This is a genomic window from Endozoicomonas elysicola (genome assembly GCF_000710775.1).
In the GTDB taxonomy this organism is placed as follows: Bacteria; Pseudomonadota; Gammaproteobacteria; order Pseudomonadales; family Endozoicomonadaceae; genus Endozoicomonas; species Endozoicomonas elysicola.
In genome coordinates, this window is sequence record NZ_JOJP01000001.1 from 4216912 (window position 1) to 4234076 (window position 17165).

The 17165-nt window shown below is 47.4% G+C and carries 13 protein-coding genes; 2 read left to right on the forward strand and 11 right to left on the reverse strand.

The features are described from left to right. Positions 1-65: 65 nt before the first annotated feature. Together pgeF and rluD are read right to left on the reverse strand one after the other, a co-directional pair. On the reverse strand, positions 66-809 hold the full coding sequence (gene pgeF / locus GV64_RS17805) for a peptidoglycan editing factor PgeF (protein WP_020584839.1): 744 nt from the start codon (positions 807-809) through the stop codon (positions 66-68). Continuing rightward, complete coding sequence (gene rluD, locus GV64_RS17810) at positions 806-1786, reverse strand: 23S rRNA pseudouridine(1911/1915/1917) synthase RluD (RefSeq protein WP_020584840.1); 981 nt, start codon at positions 1784-1786, stop codon at positions 806-808. Before rluD ends, pgeF begins: the two co-directional genes overlap by 4 nt. A gap of 374 nt (positions 1787-2160) precedes the next feature. On the opposite strand from rluD, the gene GV64_RS17820 reads away from it, so the two are divergent. Further along, a complete protein-coding gene (locus GV64_RS17820) occupies positions 2161-3105 on the forward strand; it encodes an outer membrane protein assembly factor BamD (RefSeq protein WP_081622226.1) in 945 nt (314 codons plus the stop codon). Positions 3106-3177: 72 nt separating this feature from the next. After that, entirely contained in the window at positions 3178-3378 is a 201-nt protein-coding gene (gene yacG / locus GV64_RS17825) for a DNA gyrase inhibitor YacG (protein WP_026258612.1), read from the forward strand. 389 nt (positions 3379-3767) lie between these two features. Here yacG and GV64_RS17830 read toward each other — a convergent pair whose 3' ends face one another. The 9 genes from GV64_RS17830 to ftsA all read right to left on the reverse strand — a co-directional run bounded on the left by GV64_RS17830 (position 3768) and on the right by ftsA (position 17149). Further along, on the reverse strand, positions 3768-5411 hold the full coding sequence (locus GV64_RS17830; protein WP_152554113.1) for a hypothetical protein: 1644 nt from the start codon (positions 5409-5411) through the stop codon (positions 3768-3770). Positions 5412-5616: 205 nt separating this feature from the next. Further along, complete coding sequence (locus tag GV64_RS17835; protein ID WP_020584846.1) at positions 5617-6570, reverse strand: Nudix family hydrolase; 954 nt, start codon at positions 6568-6570, stop codon at positions 5617-5619. Between the two features lie 16 nt (positions 6571-6586). Beyond that, positions 6587-7804: a bifunctional glutamate N-acetyltransferase/amino-acid acetyltransferase ArgJ gene (gene argJ / locus GV64_RS17840; protein WP_020584847.1), complete on the reverse strand. Its 1218-nt coding sequence runs from the start codon at positions 7802-7804 to the stop codon at positions 6587-6589. A gap of 384 nt (positions 7805-8188) precedes the next feature. Further along, entirely contained in the window at positions 8189-10927 is a 2739-nt protein-coding gene (gene secA, locus GV64_RS17845; protein WP_020584848.1) for a preprotein translocase subunit SecA, read from the reverse strand. A 389-nt stretch (positions 10928-11316) separates the two neighbouring features. Further along, positions 11317-11601 carry a hypothetical protein gene (locus GV64_RS17850; protein ID WP_152554114.1) on the reverse strand — a complete coding sequence of 95 codons (285 nt, stop codon included), beginning with the start codon at positions 11599-11601 and terminating at the stop codon, positions 11317-11319. A gap of 693 nt (positions 11602-12294) precedes the next feature. Next, positions 12295-13230, reverse strand: a complete 936-nt coding sequence (locus tag GV64_RS17855; protein WP_020584852.1) for a M23 family metallopeptidase — start codon at positions 13228-13230, stop codon at positions 12295-12297. Between the two features lie 381 nt (positions 13231-13611). After that, on the reverse strand, positions 13612-14526 hold the full coding sequence (lpxC, locus tag GV64_RS17860) for a UDP-3-O-acyl-N-acetylglucosamine deacetylase (RefSeq protein WP_020584853.1): 915 nt from the start codon (positions 14524-14526) through the stop codon (positions 13612-13614). Positions 14527-14628: 102 nt separating this feature from the next. After that, positions 14629-15813, reverse strand: a complete 1185-nt coding sequence (ftsZ, locus tag GV64_RS17865; RefSeq protein WP_020584854.1) for a cell division protein FtsZ — start codon at positions 15811-15813, stop codon at positions 14629-14631. A 100-nt stretch (positions 15814-15913) separates the two neighbouring features. Further along, positions 15914-17149 (reverse strand): cell division protein FtsA, encoded by a 1236-nt coding sequence (gene ftsA, locus GV64_RS17870; protein ID WP_020584855.1) that lies wholly within the window; start codon positions 17147-17149, stop codon positions 15914-15916. Between the last annotated feature and the right edge of the window lie 16 nt (positions 17150-17165).

Below are 17165 nucleotides of genomic sequence, written 5' to 3' on the forward strand. Positions count from 1 at the left end.
GCGCCCTTTAACAGCGAGAATGGCGACTACTCTGCCCCTCTATTAAACCTCGCCTGAACAGGAATTCAGACTTCCAACCAGATTAACGATGCCATCCTTCCCGACGCTTTTCCATCACGCCGGTAAGAATAGAAGAGTTCAGGCTGATCATATGAGCAAAATTCACCACCGTAGATACGGTTAACGCCAAACCTGTTAAGACGCCTGCACGCAAGGGAGTAGAGGTCGGCAAACCAGCGATCACCATGGCCGGAAATAAATGCTTCAGAACAACCTGTATCATCTGTCAAGAACTGGTCTCTCACTTCTGGCCCAATTTCAAAATTACGTTGGCTTATTGCAGGCCCCAGCCATGCCATCACCGTTTCCGGAGGCACGCACATTGACTTAATCGTAGCTTCAAGAACCCCTGCGGCCAGACCTTTCCAGCCAGCGTGGGCTGCAGCTACTACAGTTCCATCAAGGTTACAGAACAAAACCGGCAAACAGTCCGCAGTTAAAACAGCACAAGCGGCTCCTGACTCATGGGAAATGGAAGCATCCGCCGCCACTTCCTGATGATCAGTACCAGCATCAGCAACTTCAACGCCGTGCACCTGCTTCAACCACAACGGGGGTGTTGCAAGGTTAAGACCTTGTTGGAGAAGCTGCCGGTTTGCCTGCACTTTTTCCTGATCGTCACCAGAATAGAGCCCCAGGTTGAAGCTGGAAAATCCAGCTTCACTCAGTCCACCATTTCGGGTGGTGACTAACGCTTTGACACAATCCGGCGCAGGCCAGTCAGCCCAAAGGTAACGCTCATCACTCACTGCTGATCTCCCGTACTCTTTTTCTCAACGGGTTCATTATCAGCCAGACTATCCAGCAGCATCTGAAAGTCTTCCACTAAAGGGACTTCCCACTCCATATATTCACCAGTAATCGGGTGAATAAGACCTAACTGACGGGCATGAAGCGCCTGACGCCTGAACGCTCTCAGAACTTTTTCCAGCTCAGCCGGGCATGACTTAGGCAGCTTCAGTCCACCACCGTACAGGTCATCCCCCACCAGTGGAAAGCGCTGGTGACTCATATGTACACGAATCTGATGGGTTCTTCCTGTTTCCAACTGGAGCCGGATATGAGTATGAGCAGCAAAACGCTTTAGCACCCGATAGTGAGTAATTGAAGGCTTGCCACCACGAACAACCGCCATTTTCAGTCGATTCTGCGGATGCCTTCCAATAGGTGCATCAACTAAACCACCCCCGGTCATAACACCACGCACAACGGCTTCGTATTCACGATGAACAGTACGATCCTGCAGCTGTGCAACCAGATCAGTCTGAGCGGCCAGAGATCGAGCTACCACCATCAGCCCAGTGGTATCCTTATCCAGCCGGTGCACAATTCCCGCTCTGGGCAAGGCGGCATTATCCGGATAATGATAAAGCAGAGCGTTCAACAGTGTGCCCGTGTAATTGCCAACTGCAGGATGAACAACCAGACCTGCAGGCTTGTTGATCACGATGATATCGTCATCTTCATAAACAATATCAAGTGGGATATTTTCGGCCTCCCACCGGGCTTCACTTTGAACTTCTACTGACAGTGAAAGCAATTCCCCACCATAGAGTTTCTCTTTGGGTTTACGGGGTGCGCCATCCACTAACAGGAAACCCTCTCGAATCCAATCCTGAAGCCGGGCTCTGGAAAAATCCGGAAAACAGGCCGCAGCTATCTGATCAAATCGACGACCCGCCTGATCATCAGACACCGTGACACTTTGTTTAATAACTTCGCCCATTCAGCAATACTCAGTACAGAAAATAAGTTTCATACCCGATGATCAGGGGAGCCACAATTAGACATGCGCCCCCCTAGCCTTAAACCTGAAAGGTTCCAACCAGAAGGCCGGAAAATCTTGTCTTTTCGTTTTCCGGCATACTATGTTTAAATGCAGGTTTAAATAAGTCTTTTATCGGTCCGAAGAGTTTATCACAAGAAGTCTCTGAGGCCTGAGTGGTTGTCGAGAGTTACAGAAAATGATGCACCTTTATATCCCAGCATTTTTAACGCTGTGGTAAGTTGCAGCATTCATGGCTAGCTTCAGCTACTTTATTCTTCGGCAGCCTCTGATGTGCACAGAGCACGGAGAGAGTACGGAAACCAATCAATACCATGACAATCTTGACTGAAAAGTTGACTGCAAAATTTCCCCGGTTATTACCCTCGTTTGTAACGAGATCCATTCTGATGGTTTTTGCAGCCATCATTGTGGCTGGCTGTGCATCAACCGAGGATAAAGAACAGCTGCCAGAGTCTCTGTCTGAAGCAGAACTTTACCAGATGTCCAGTAAGGCCATTGATGACAGCCGCTATTCTGAAGCCATCAAGTCACTGAGAACCCTGGAATCCCGCTACCCTTTCGGAGCATTTGCTGAACAGGCCCAGCTGGATATCATTTACGCCTACTTCAAAAATGCCGAACCTGAAGCATCCAAAGCGGCAGCTGATCGTTTTATCCGCCTGCACCCTCAGCACCCTGATGCGGACTATGCCTATTACATGAAAGGGCTTGCTTCTAATACTGCTTCTATGGGCCTTCTGGAACGCTACCTCCCGATGGATCTGACTCGACGTGATCCAGGCCAGGCACGGGTATCCTTCAATGAGTTTGCAGACCTACTCAGCCGTTACCCTGACAGCAAATACGGACCAGATGCCCGTCAGCGAATGGTTGCACTTCGCAACCGGCTTGCTGAATATGAAATCCATGCTGCCAACTACTACCTGAAACGCAAGGCCTATGTTTCTGCTGTTAACCGTGGACGCTATGTTGTCGAAAACATGCAGCAGACGCCTGCCGTTCCTGAAGCACTGGCCATTATGGTGGAAGGCTATCAACATCTGCAGCTGCCTGAACCCGCGGGTGAAGCCCTGGAAGTGCTAAGGCTTAACTACCCAAATCACCCATCGCTGGACAGTAACGGCAACTTTGTTGGCTATAAGGTGTTTGAAGATGTGGACCCATCAATCTGGAGCACATTAACTTTCGGCTTGATTGGCAGTTCTAAACCCAAAATTCACGACGCCCCGCCTCCACAGCCACCTGTAGTGAACTGACTTCTTCGGCATCACCTTTTGGTGATGCCGGTTAGCAACGCTTTAACTACTTTCCATGAAAAGCCTCAAGCCATGACCAAGACTGTTAAATGCCCCCAATGCGGTAAAGCTGTGAAATGGGTACCAGAGAGCAAATATCGCCCCTTCTGTTCAGATCGCTGCAAATTGATTGATTTTGGTGGCTGGGCAAAAGAAGAGCATACCATTCCCGGTGATCCTGCTTTTGACGACCTGATGTCACAGGAGCTTGATGACATGCCTACACGGCATTAAGTATTCAGCCAGACCAGACCCCACTTCGTATTGTCCGCTCCACTGGGCAGCATTGTCTAAACTCAACTTTCTGGAACTCTGTTTCTTGTACCAGTCGCCTTTTCTAACAACCAGAATGAACATAGCAATATAATAGGTGCCAGCACAAAATAGCGTAGCTAGAACGTTTAACTGGTATAGATAGCAGGGGTACCATCCAAATTCCAAATTAGTCTGCAAGCCTGATTTGAATGACAATCAAGGCAACATGAAGAAGTGGTCACTATTAGCAATGGCGCTACAAAGAAAAACCGGGGAATTCCCCGGTAACTAGAATAACTAATAACCCATCACTTGGTGAAGCAAAGCTCAGCTTAAAGTCAAACCAAAGCTTGCTTCGACAGGGTTAACTAGGAAACAGACTCTGTATCTTCACCTCCCTCAACGCTGACTAGTAAATTACCATTGTCGTAGGCAGGATTGTTCCTCCATGCATAAGTAGATACATCACTGGCAAAAGGTATATGTTCTTCCGCCTGCATTAAAGGGTCAAACCCTGTCAGTAACGATGTGGTTACAGAGGGGCTATTATCCTGAGGGATTACTGGCTGAGGGATTACTGGCGCCCCTACTCTGCGATGAACAAAGTGCACGGCTTCTTCAAGTACTCTTTCGAGTTCAGCCCTTGGATCCGAAGGAGCAGGACTAATTGAAGCAGGCCTAATTGGATCAGGAAGCGGCCGTCCATCAACTGAATGAAGCGATGTATCATATATGTCACCAGCTTGCATACCAAGTGTATATGTTTGCGCTGGAGTATAAGAATCAACTCTTTCTTCTTCAAGGAGGGCATGATTTATATCAGCAGTTTGCACACCTACTGTATTTGTTTGCGTTGGAGAAAGCCTCTCAGAACCATCCCTTGCTGCTTGAAGCTCTGTCACTAGGTGGGCAATTGCCTCATCGTGATCTTTTTTCAATCGATCAACTAGAGATTTATTCTCCAGGTCCCGGAGCATTAGATTCTGACATTCGTTCGTTAATTCACTGACTCTTGCCCTGAGCTCTTCGATCTGCCTCCCAGAACCATCTCTTTCTGCTTGAAGCTCTGCCACCAGGCGGGCAATTGCCACTTCGTGATCTTTTTTCAATCGATCAACTACTTCTTTAGTCTCCGGGTTCCGGAGCATTAGATTATTACAATCTTTTGTTAATTCACTGACTTTTGCATTGAGCTCTCCGATCTTCCTATCATTACCAGCGCACTCTTTTACATATTTAGACAGCGTACCCTTGGCTACTTCTTCGCTCTTTTCATGCTCCGCACACTTAGCCTTGATTTTTTCCAGCTCAGCGCGCTCCTTTACCTGAATCTCATCCAGCCGCTGAATAAGGCGATCTTTGTCCTTTAACTGCGCCATGAATTGAGATTTCTGGCTTTCGAGCTTATGCTTCTGCTCCTCTACCAAGTGTTCAATTCGAGCTTGTTTGTTCTTTTCACCCTCTACCGTTGCAGCAAGCTGTGCCTCGACTTGCGCTTTTTCCTGTTGTTCTTTTTTCTGCGCCTCTACCAGATGTTGAATTCGAACCAGTTTATTTTTGTCACCCTCCGCCATTAATGCAAGCTGTGCTTTCAGGGACTCAACTTCAGATGATACTGGTGATGCAGGAGTTTGCGACACGCTCGCTGGAGCCGTCTGAGGCTGAGCTGGAGCTTGACCGTTCGCTACTGGTGCCTGGTTCTGAGCTGGCGCCTGACCGTTTGCTGCTGGCATTTGGTTCTGAACAGGAGCTTGCGGTTGGGTAACCGTCCTTGCCAACAACCCCTTGCCAGTGAAATAAGAATAAGCTCGTGCAGGTAAATAAGACACTGCCGCAGCTATAGTACAAACTGTACGCTTAAAAAAGCCGGCATCTTTACCAAAAAAACTGTTTTTCCAGATTGTCCAGGTCGATTCACTCTTTTGAGCTACCGGGGTCTGGGTCTGTGCCTGCGATACAGGGTTAGCACCAGGCACTGCAGCGCCTGTGCTAATAGGAGTTGATCCTGTCATTGTAACTTCCTCTATTTTTTGTTTGAGTATTTATAAATTGAACTGATGTCTTAGAGAGGAAAGTTATTAGTTGGTTCAATGGCCAAATATTATTATTAGAAATAAAAAAACCTAATAATATAAAAATTATGAAATTACGAACCACTTAGAGTGAATCAACACCATATAGAAGTCCTTTTTACGGAAAAATTACCCCAGAGCTGCCTCAAAAGCGCCAGAACGTATGAATAGCCGCAATTCCCTGGGCACCCCGCTGTTGAGCTATGTCAAGATCATCCAGTCCCATCCCGCCCAACCAGAATACAGGCACTTTTGCTGCCTCGGTCAATGCTAACGCTTTCACCAACCCCAACGGCTTGGTTTCAGGGTGAGACTGTGTTTTTTTGACAGGTGATAGCGTAATAAAGTCAACAGCCATTGCTTCAGCATCTTGAATCTGCTGTTCATCGTGACATGAGGCGACCAATAGCTGATCAGGATGCCGCTTCTCTGGCTTAACAGCTAAACCCAGCTGGGGAGATGTCAAATGAAGCCCATGGCACCATGGCTCTAATAGAAGAGAAAAATCCCCTTTGATGATCAGCATCCCACCTGCAGCCTTAACGAAACCTGACAGTTCCTGTGCCAATCGGAGGTATTCACTTTCCTCAAGCCAATGAGCCCGAAATTGAATCAGGCGAATACCGTTATCCAATGCGGCTGAAACTCTATTGAAGAGTGTTTCTTTTTCCTCAAAATGACCGGTAATCATATAACGATCAGGGAGTTGCAGCGCCCGGAGAATGACCTTATTGGCTTCAGGAAATTCATAATCATTAAGGCAATCTTTTTCAACCCACTGAATCAACTGACCTTCATTGCCTTTTGGCTCGCCCTGAATACCACTGACAACCCAGGTATCGAGCAATACGGACTTGTCAGGATAGTCATGGCGAATTTTGATCAGCGGGGCAAATGCTGAAACTTCAATATCCAGCTCTTCACGGAGCTCCCGGTTCAACGCAAGCTTGATATCCTCCCCTGCCTCGACTTTCCCGCCGGGAAACTCCCATAAACCACCCATGTGTTTATCTTCAGGACGCTTGGCCAGCAAAACCCGTCCATCATCCCCAAGAATCACAGCAACCGCCACATGAACAACTTTTCTTTTTTCGACCATAGTTTTATCAATCAATTCAGGTACGATATTCGGCGTTGATCTTTACGTACTCATGAGACAAATCAGTAGTCCAGATCTCTTCACTGCAACTGCCAGCTCCCAGGGAGATTCTTATAAGGATTTCTTCCTGATTCATCACCTGTTGGCCGGCTTCTTCTGTATAACCCACTGCGGGCTGCCCACAGTCAACAATGGCAGTATCACACAGCCAGATGGATACACAATCAATCAAGAGCTCAGGTATATCAGCCCGGCCAACCGCTGCCAGAATTCTCCCCCAGTTCGGGTCGCTGGCAAACAGGGCCGTTTTAACGAGTGGTGAATGGGCTACGGTATAAGCCACTTCCAACGCATCCTGATGAGACGCTGCATCTTCCACTCTTACGGTGACAAACTTGGTTGCCCCCTCACCATCTCTGACAATCGCCTGAGCGAGCTCAACAGCCACCTCTCGAAGGTTGCGTATCAGCTCCTCTGCCAATGCTGAATCACGGGAAGTAATAGCGTCATTGCCTGCAGCCCCTGTGGCAACCACCATAAAACTGTCATTGGTTGACGTATCACCATCAATAGTAATCCGGTTAAAAGATTGATTGGTTATATCCAGCAGCAGGTTTTGCAAAAACGATTGTTCAACCGCTGCATCCGTTGCGATATAAGCCAGCATGGTACCCATATTGGGCTTGATCATTCCGGCACCTTTACTGATTCCAGAGACCGTATAGGCTTTACCCTCATGCTCAAACTGCCGACTACTGCCCTTAGGGCGGGAGTCCGTTGTCATGATACCTTCAGCAGCATGAAACCAGTTATCTTCTGTCATATCAGACAGTGCTGCCGGTATCGCATCACAGAGAGTGTTGACCGGAAGCTGTTCACCAATCACACCAGTGGAAAAAGGCAAGACCTGCAACTCATCAACGCCAGACAACTTCGCCAGCTCGGATGAAGTCTTTCTGGCCGCCGCCATTCCCTGCGCACCGGTTCCTGCGTTGGCATTGCCGGTGTTAATCAGAAAGTAGCGGGGATCATCGATTAAGCGCTCACGACTTAAATGGACAGGTGCCGCACAGAAGCGATTAAGGGTAAAAACCCCTGCCACTGAGCTTCTCTTATCCCAGTTCATTACCACAAGATCCCGGCGGCCGGCTTTTCTGATACCCGCCATTGCGGTTCCCAGGCGGAAGCCCTTGACCGGTTTCACTGCAGCCCACTCCCCAGAACCCGTTGCCATGATTGACTCCATTAGTGATGTCATTACTTATTCTTGACTGTAACGCGGTGATGATTTCGCCTTTTCCCGTTTCCAGCAGATGTTGATAAATCAGGCCTAAAGGTCACTTCCTGACCACTTCAGGCTCTGTTGATATAATACCAATTGCATTTTCTAAATCCCTATTGCGCTGCCGAACTGAACAGAAATTCTGCATTGAAGCTCCTCGCCATAGCTAATACCCATAGGGCATAAAGGCTATGACCCGTCACTTAGACTTGACTTTCTGTCCAGCTCACCATGCTCATAACGGGGTTAGAAAACTTAATTGGTATAAGACGAATGCACAAATAAAAACGGGTCAGCCCGTTTGGGCTGACCCGCAGTTTAAGTTACCTGCTGTGATCAGGCAATTTTACCATGACACTGCTTGTACTTCTTACCAGAGCCACATGGACATGGATCATTACGTCCAACCTTACGGCCTTCACGAACGAATGGCTGGTGAGCTTCTTCAGAGACTTCCTGCTCCGCAGGTTCTGACTCTACACCCTGAGCCTGAGCATGCTCAAACTGCATTCTGCGAGCCATCTCCTCACGACGCTGGCGCTCCATCTCAGCCGTACGATCATCTTCCTGAACCTGAACATGGGAGATAATACGAATAGTGTCGTATTTAATATCCTCAAGCATCTGCTGGAACAACTCAAAAGCTTCACGCTTGTATTCCTGCTTGGGGTTCTTCTGAGCATAACCACGGAGGTGAATACCCTGACGAAGATGATCCATAGTGGCAAGGTGCTCTTTCCACTTGTCATCCAGAATCCGCAGCAGAATGTGCTTCTCAAAGTTACGCAGTACTTCCGCACCCGCCAGCTCTTCTTTCTTGCGGTAGGAATCAATAACACCCTGCTGAATGCGCTCACGAAGCGCTTCTTCATCCAGACGGTCATCGTCATCCAGCCATTGCTGAACCGGCATGCGCTCATTCAGCTCACTGACCAGCTTCTCTTCCAGCCCTTTAACATCCCACTGCTCTTCAAGGCTCTGAGGTGGAATATGTTGACTGATCAGCCCATTAACTACATCTTCACGCAGCGCTTCAATGCTTCCGGACACATCGTCTGCAGTCAGAAGCTCATCACGCTGGTTGTAGATAACCTTACGCTGATCATTGGCAACATCATCGTATTCCAGCAGCTGCTTACGAATATCGAAGTTACGGCCTTCAACTTTACGCTGAGCCTTTTCGATAGCATTGGTAACCATCCGGTGCTCAATGGCTTCACCCTTCTCCATACCCAGGGCTTTCATGAAGTTTTTAACGCGCTCAGATGCAAAAATTCGCATCAGGCTGTCTTCAAGCGAGAGATAAAATCTGGAAGAACCCGGATCACCCTGACGCCCTGAACGACCTCGCAGCTGGTTATCGATACGGCGTGACTCATGACGCTCAGTACCAATAATATGAAGACCACCTGCCTCCAGCACACCCATGTGGCGCTTCTGCCAGTCTGCCTTGATCTGGTCAATTTGCTCCTGAGATGGGTCATCCAGCTCAGCAACTTCCGCCTTCCAGTTGCCGCCCAGCATGATATCAGTACCACGGCCCGCCATATTGGTAGCGATGGTGACTGCACCCGGACGACCTGCCTGGGCAATGATATCCGCTTCTTTTTCGTGGAACTTGGCGTTCAGTACCTGATGGGGAATACCCGCTTTATCCAGTGCTTTGGAAAGGTGCTCGGAAGAGTCGATTGATGCCGTGCCCACCAGAATAGGTCTTTTGGCCGCAGCAGTTTCTTTTATATCATCAATAATTGCGTCGTATTTTTCCGCAATTGTCAGATAGACAAGGTCATTGCCATCCTGTCGAACCATATCTTTGTGCGTAGGAATAACGATAACATCCAGGCCATAGATCTGACGAAACTCGAACGCTTCCGTATCAGCTGTACCGGTCATACCGGACAGTTTGTCGTAATTACGGAAATAATTCTGGAACGTTGTCGATGCCAGTGTCTGGCTTTCAGCCTGAATTCGAAGCTCTTCTTTCGCCTCAATAGCCTGATGAAGACCCTCAGAAAGTCGACGGCCTGGCATAGTACGCCCAGTATGTTCATCCACCAGCAATACTTCATTGTTCTGTACAATGTACTCAACATTGCGGGTAAACAGCACATGAGCCTTCAAGGCTGAATTAACATGGTGCAAAAGGTTCAGGTTATTAGAAGCATAAAGGCTCTCACCTTCAGGCAGCAGGCCTTCTTTCTGCAGCAGCTCTTCAATAAACTGGTGTCCCAGTTCATTCAACTCAACCTGACGGGTTTTCTCATCAACAGAGTAATGCCCAGTGAGCTCAACTTCATTAGGGTCCTGATCTTCCGGAAGCGGCTCCTGCTTCTGTAACAGTGGCACCAGCTGATTCATCTTCTTATACAGTTCAGATGAATCCTCGGCCGGGCCGGAAATAATCAGTGGCGTTCTTGCTTCATCAATGAGGATCGAGTCAACCTCATCCACAACAGAGAAGAAGAGATCTCGCTGGAAACGGTCTTCTTTTCTGAAGGCCATGTTGTCCCGCAGGTAATCAAACCCAAATTCGTTGTTGGTACCATAAGTAATATCTGACTGGTACGCCTGACGCTTTTCTTCAGGATCCTGCTGTGGAACAACAATACCGACACTCATATCCAGAAATTCATAGAGTGGCCGCATCCAGTTCGCATCACGACGAGCCAGATAGTCATTCACAGTAACAACATGAACACCTTTCCCAGGAATAGCGTTCAAATAAACAGGTAGCGTTGCTACCAGTGTTTTACCTTCACCGGTGCGCATTTCCGCAATACGACCTTCATGAAGCGTCATACCACCAATAAGCTGGACATCAAAATGACGCATACCCATAACGCGCTTGCCTGCCTCGCGGACAACGGCAAATGCCTCTGGTAACAGGTCATCCAGGGTCTCACCCTTATTAAAGCGTTCACGAAACTCGGCAGTCTTTGCCTTCAGCTCGTCATCACTCAGGGCTGCCAGACTTTCTTCCAGGGCATTAATTGACTTAACAATCTTACCCATCCGTTTCAGCTGGCGATCATTCCGGCTACCAATAACTTTCTTAATTAAAGAAGCAAACATAAGTTGTTAACAGTCTCACACTCTGTTTCCGGAGCTGTCCTCCTACCAACAAATCCGGGCTGGAGCAGACAAGCGCACAATAGTCCAACATTCTATGACAATCACGGCAAAGTCTCATCTATATTAGCCGTATTTCTGTACTGTCAATTGAGCTGAGTCGGAAAAACAAAAAAACCAGCCCTAAAGGACAGTAACTGAGGAAGAAGACACTCCCCAACTTAGTTTTTCATCAGCAGATGTATATCACCTGCCATACAAGATTGGGTCGTCGAAACTAAATTCAAGTGGGGGTAGCGACAAATCAGTCAAACTTGGCAGAGAGAGTCATATTTATTACCAAACATAGCTAATTCTCTATTAGCCTGTGCATGACTTATCCTATAAAAGCGTTACAAGCCTCTATTTTCAAACCTTAATGATTCTTTAATTGCAAGCTGAAGTTTATCTTCATACGACCCTTCAACGTCATATTTTCCCAGGGGCATACATCCTCCAGCGGCTCCTTCATCATTAAAGCCTGGTGCATTCGCTCCCGCAGACAAAGGCGCTTCGTATTTTTCATTTAAGATAGCTGGCCACTCTGGCACAACGACCACTTTAATCATCAAAGCTCCCAAGCTCGAACCTGGGCTTTTTTGATCTTGTACTGCCTTAAGAATATTCCTCACATCCAAGGGAACTCTTTCACTGTGTAAGAGCATTTTTTACATCTCAGGGTCAGCATCAGCCAGTCTATAATAGACTTTCAGATTATCTCGTCCTTCATGAATACGAATATAAAAGCGATAACGACCATCACACTGAACAACACCAGCTCATACTTCATCTGAGGCATACTCTAAGAGTAACTTTCTTGAAAGTGGCTCTTGTGTCACTTCATTGATGTAGCTATGTACAGCTTCTCAATCATTAAGATCCGGTATCTTTTCCTTAGCTGGACTGAGCAAAGATCTAAACAGTGAAGCCACTTTTGCTACTTTGCCCACCACGCCCTGCGTTTCTCCAGATTTGCAACCATGATACTTACGCCCACATTCAGCCATTCCCCCCGCCTTAACATAAGTTTATGCTGGGGAGTGCTTTCTAATTGCACCACCAGTTTGGTCATTAACAGGAGTTTCTTCCACAATATTGCATACTACACAAAAAATTCACCACAACCTGTTCATACATTAAGTTAATCAGCAACGGTACAAGCACAATAAACATCATAGCCAGTCGGCAATAAAGAATAGACACCTGACATACAAACTTAGATCACAAACAAGCAATAAAGAAGAAAAGAAATCTTCCGGTGCTATTTGAATAATGGCGAAATCAAATTAGAGATGGGAAGCTGGACAGAAAGAACCAAAAAAAGCCAGTAATTACTTACTGGCTCTATAAATATACCTCGAAGGATCCTGAGGCTTACCATTTTTCAACACCTCAAAATGAACATGAGGCCCTGTTGATCGCCCTGAACTGCCCATTTTTGCAATAGCCTGCCCTCTGGTGACAATATCACCGACCTTGACCATACTTTCATCATTATGGGCATAACGTGTCAGATAGCCATTTCCATGGTTAACCTCGACCAGAAGCCCAAAGCCTGAGCGGGTCCCTGACCAGACAACAACACCGGCAGCAACTGAAATAATGTCTGAGCCGCGCTTACCCGCAAAATCAACACCATTATGCCAAGCTGCTTTACCAGTAAACGGATCTGTACGACGCCCATAGCGTGAAGACAGCCAGCCTTTTCTGACAGGAAGACCTGCTAGAAAAGCATCATCGTGAAGTGTTCTGTTAGAGATGAGGTTATCCAGTAGATCCAGCTGCTGCTCACGATTGTCAATCTGGTCTGCTAATTGATCAATGGCATCAAGTAACGTTACATTACTGTATGCATGGTCAGTTTCAGACAGCTCCTGGGGACCACCCAGTGCAGGAACTTCACTGAAATCAAATTCTCCATCGTCCAGCTTTGCTTTGGTAGTGAGACGCTCTCCAAGCGCATCAAGCCGGGTCATACGCCCCTGAAGCTCAGAGAGTCTTAGCATCAAGGCATCAAGCTGGTACTGTGTCTGCTGACGGACAAGCCCGAGATCCTGCTGCTGGGCATCTAACGCCTGTTTCCAGTTCTTCAGCCCTTCCCTTGTCAGCATCTGCTCCTGGTTACTGGTAAGCCAGCCATAGGTAACACCGGCACCTATGGCCATGGATAACAAGAAGGCACAGCACACCAGAAACCCGACTCCCTTGCCACTACCAGAGTAGGTTCGAGTTCGAGAGTGATCCTGATTAACAACAATGATTTTCATTAGCAGCCCTTAATGCCATACCAATAGCACATCCCCACTATTATATTTTAGGCACTTTACATAACAACGAAGCCAAGAGCGGATTGTACCTTTAAGGAATAATTCTCATCTACATTCTGCTTGCGATAAAGAGAAAACTCCTAATACTAATTTTATCGTTATAAAACAATATTTTTGAATACTATTAAAGCTATCCAGCATAACGTCAAAAAAACACCACTAAAAGACAAATGTACGAACACAGCTAAAACGCGAAAATTAAGATGCCCTACTTTCTGCGCCCATAAAAAAAGCCACTATAAAGTGGCTTAATTCAAGGCTAAAAAAACACCTAGCCTCATAAAAAAACGTCTCAGATCAGCGTTTACTCAACAGCAGCCGTCAAGCAGGAACCGCAACAGGCTTCTGATAGGAAATTGGAGATACCTCCGCATTTTCGAAAGTTACAATCTCCCACAGCTTCTCATTAGCCAACAAGGTTCTAACCAGCTTATTGTTAAGCTCATGTCCGGATTTGTGACCAATAAACTGACCAATCAGACTGTGCCCCAACAAGTAGAGGTCACCAATTGCATCCAGCATTTTATGCTTAACAAATTCATCATGATAACGAAGGCCGTCTTCATTGAGAATTCTGTAATCATCAACAACAACTACATTGTCAACACTGCCGCCAAGAGCAAGATTCTGAGAGCGGAGATACTCTACATCACTCATAAAACCAAAAGTACGTGCCCGGCTGACTTCCTTCACAAATGAAGTACTGGAGAAGTCGATTGATGCTGTTTGAGAGCGACTTTTGAAAACAGGGTGATCAAAGTCAATGGTGAAACTTACTTTAAACCCGTTGTACGGTTTGAAGGTTGCAGTTTTGTCGCCATCAGTAACCGTCACATCTTCTTTGATGCGGATAAATTTCTTAGGCGCATTCTGTTCCTGAATCCCTGCAGATTGCAACAGGAATACAAATGGACCAGCACTGCCATCCATAATCGGAACTTCATGAGCACTGACTTCAACGTAGGCATTATCAATACCCAGTCCAGCCAAAGCAGAGAGCAAGTGCTCAACGGTGTCAATACGCGTCCCATCTTTATGCAAAGAAGTACAAAGCGTCGTTTGCCCAACATTCAGGGCATGCGCTGGAATTTCTACCACTGGATCAAGGTCTGTTCGACAGAAAATGATGCCGGTATCTACAGGTGCAGGCTTGAGAGTGAGGTAAACCTTTTCACCGGAGTGAAGGCCCACACCTGTAGCACGAATAATATTTTTCAGTGTACGCTGTCTGATCATGATAACGCTGTTCCGCGACCTGTAAGGTCCCTATTATTTGGATGCAACGTCACATTGTAACAAAAGTAACAATTGAGACAAGTTCGCATTTCTACGCCCTGATTAATCAGCCTGACGCCTCAGGAATGCTGGAATATCAAGATAATCCACATTATCACCTGACGCTGCCGACCTTCTAGGTTCTGACCTGGGTTCTACTTCATCTTCATTTCGGCGAGGATTACGCAAAACCGGTGAAATCTCCAACCCTTCATAATTGGGAGTGCCATCTTTATTTTTTGGTGGCGACTTCTCAACAACTTTTAAGTGCTCTTTAGGGGCACTACCTGCACCAATACCGGTAGCCACAACCGTAACTCTGAGCTCATCAGTCAACTCCGGATCAATAACAGTACCAATAACAACAGTAGCATCATTGGAAGCAAACTGACTAACTACGTCGCCTACCTGATTGTATTCCCCAACAGTAAAGTCGAGGCCTGCAGTGATATTGACCAGTACACCTTTCGCCCCCTGAAGATCCACATCTTCCAATAGCGGGCTTCGAATAGCTTTCTCAGCGGCTTCTGCAGCACGTCCACTACCGGTGGCAACACCTGTACCCATCATCGCCATGCCCATTTCCGACATCACGGTACGAACGTCTGCAAAGTCAACATTAATGAGACCGTCACGAGTAATCAATTCAGAAATCCCCTGAACCGCACCAAGCAGAACATCATTGGCGGCACCAAAAGCATTTAACAGACTGACATCACTGCCCAGTACCGGCAACAACTTCTCATTGGGGATGGTGATCAGAGAGTCTACATGCTCCTGAAGCTCTTTCAGGCCTTCTTCAGCAATCGACATTCTGCGCTTGCCTTCAAAACCAAAAGGCTTGGTTACCACCGCGACTGTCAAGGCCCCCAGCTCTCTAGCCACTTGAGCGACAACAGGAGCAGCACCGGTTCCGGTCCCACCACCCATGCCAGCAGCAATGAAGACCATATCTGCACCCTTGAGCAACTCAGCAATGCGCTCACGATCCTCCATAGCAGCCTCACGGCCAACATTTGGATTGGCACCCGCGCCTAGCCCTCGTGTAATAGAGGCTCCCAGCTGCAAGTGTGTATGGGCCTGCACATGCTGCTTTTTCAGTGCCTGGGCATCGGTATTGGCACAAACAAACTCAACACCTTCCAGCTGACTTTTCAGCATATGGCAAACTGCATTGCCACCGCCGCCACCGACGCCGATGACTTTGATGACCGCTTCCTGCGGTACGTTATCCACCAGTTCAAACATGGCCATCTCCTTTTTATCACCCTCAATCTAACAAATTCTTACCAATACCGTTACTGAATTTTTCCTGCCACTCTCGTCAACTAATGCATCAACAAAAGCATCAAAAGTTCTGAAACCAACTCTTCATCCTGTCAATCAGCCCGGTATCCTGAGACTTACTGGTAACCGTTTTTTTCAATCCGTCTTTCTGCATCTTCTGACCGTAATGAAGCAGGCCAACCCCTGTCGAATAAATGGGGTTATTGACCACATCACTGAGTCCTTTTACAGCCTGGGGTACCCCGAGGCGAACAGGCATATGGAAAATTTCCTCCGCCAGCTCTATCGCACCCTCAATTTTCGAGGTCCCCCCCGTCAGTACAATACCTGCCGGGATAAGATCATCAAAACCACTGCGCCTGATTTCAGCATTTATCAACGTAAACAGTTCGTCATAACGAGGTTCGACAACCTCTGCCAGAGCCTGTCTGGATAGTTCTCTGGGCGCCCGATCTCCCACACTGGGAACCTTAATGGTTTCATCGGCACCCGCCAGCTGCGCCAGAGCACAGGCGTACTTAATCTTTATGTCTTCAGCATTTTGCGTAGGCGTTCGTAGTGCCATGGCGATATCATTCGTCACCTGATCACCTGCAATGGGGATTACAGCCGTATGACGAATAGCCCCATCGGTAAAGATGGCGATATCTGTAGTGCCACCACCAATATCAACCATGCAAACGCCCAGCTCCTTCTCATCTTCCGAGAGCACTGAATAACTGGAGGCCAGTTGTTCAAGAATAATGTCGTCCACCTCAAGACCGCAGCGACGGATACAGTTTTCAATATTCTGTGCAGCATTCACGGCACAAGTCACCAAATGGACTTTAGCCTCAAGCCTGACGCCAGACATACCATGAGGCTCTTTAATCCCCTCCTGGTTATCAATGGCATATTCCTGTGGAAGGATATGAAGAATGCGTTGATCAGCGGGAATAGCAACTGCTTGGGCAGCATCAATCACACGATCAATATCTGCACCATTCACTTCCCGCTCACGTATTGCAACGATGCCATGGGAGTTTAGGCTCTTAATATGATTACCAGCAATGCCTGCGTAAACCGAATGAATCTGGCAGCCAGCCATAAGCTCGGCCTCTTCGACAGCTCGCTTAATGGCATGGACTGTAGAATCTATATTTACGACGACGCCACGTTTGAGCCCACGTGAAATATGCGAGCCAATGCCGATGACCTCAATGTCACCCTCAGCGTTGAGTTCTCCAACAATAGCCACCACTTTTGAAGTGCCTATGTCCAACCCAACGATCAATCTTCCATTATCTGCCGCTGTCATGGCATCAATCTTCCCA